Annotated in this window: 1 protein-coding gene; it reads left to right on the top strand. The window is 57.3% G+C overall.

Annotated elements, in window-relative coordinates:
• Nucleotides 1-90 precede the first annotated feature (90 nt).
• Nucleotides 91-1,055 (top strand): malectin domain-containing carbohydrate-binding protein (locus GJ633_RS16845; RefSeq protein WP_231741399.1); only part of this gene is annotated, 965 nt, incomplete at its 3' end.

Raw genomic sequence — 1,055 nt, 5'->3', positions numbered from 1 at the left:
CAGGATCAACCAGAGAATCTTGACCCGTCGGTCCCGTCGTCCGTCCCGGGCGAGATATTCGAGACACAGCGATGGCCTGGTCAACAGACTATGCCCCTCGAATATGGCTTCCCGGTCGCCGACGGAACCTACGAAGTCAGGATGTACTACCAGGAGCAGAAGACGGACGTCAACGCTCCTGAAGACCGGATATTCAACGTGTCCGTTGAAGACGAAGTTGTCCTCGAAGAGTACTCCGTCGTCGGAGATGTCGGAAAGGACACCGGCGTCATGAAGGACTTCACCGTGGAGGTGAACGACGGACACCTGAACATTTCGGAGACGTGGGTTGATGGTGACGACTACCCAATCGTCTACGCGATCGAGGTCTACGAAGTCACCGAGGAAGCGCAATCGGCCCCTGAAGTCATCGCAGGCGAAGATGGAACAATCGATCAGAGTGAACTCGGGGACGGGATCTTCTACTACCAGACCGGAAACGAGGTTCCCAACACTGGTGGTCAGACTATTGACCAGGATATGCTCGGAGATCTGATATTCTACTATCAGACTGGAAATTCGGTCACTCCGAACAGCCCACCAACGGCTGAGATCACGACGCCCTCCGATGGGGATACCTTCCAGGACGGCGACACGATCACCTACGCCGCGACTGGCAGTGACCCCGACGAGACGCTGGACGACTCGAACTTCGAGTGGGACATCGGGTTCGTGCACAACCAGCACACCCATCCCCACCAGACGAGTGTGCAGGGTCAGAGTGGTAGCTTCGTTGCAGACATCCCCAGTAGTCACGACGCCGAGGACAACCTCGGGTACGAGCTGATCCTCACGGTGACTGACTCTGAGGGTGCAACTGCAACGGACTCCGTCACGGTCGACTACGTTCCGGAAACGTCCGGATTCGAGGACTTCGACAACGACGGCGTTCTCAACGAGAATGACGCTGACGACGATGGCGACGGAATTCCGGACGTCAACGACCCGTTCGCGGTCGATCCCGACAACGGACTCTCGACCACTGCCCCAGTGAACCTGAACCTGGAAGCGAATTC

Source organism: Halorubrum sp. CBA1125 (assembly GCF_009742825.1).
Classification (GTDB): Archaea; Halobacteriota; Halobacteria; order Halobacteriales; family Haloferacaceae; genus Halorubrum.
This window is presented reverse-complemented; position numbering and strand designations above follow the sequence as displayed.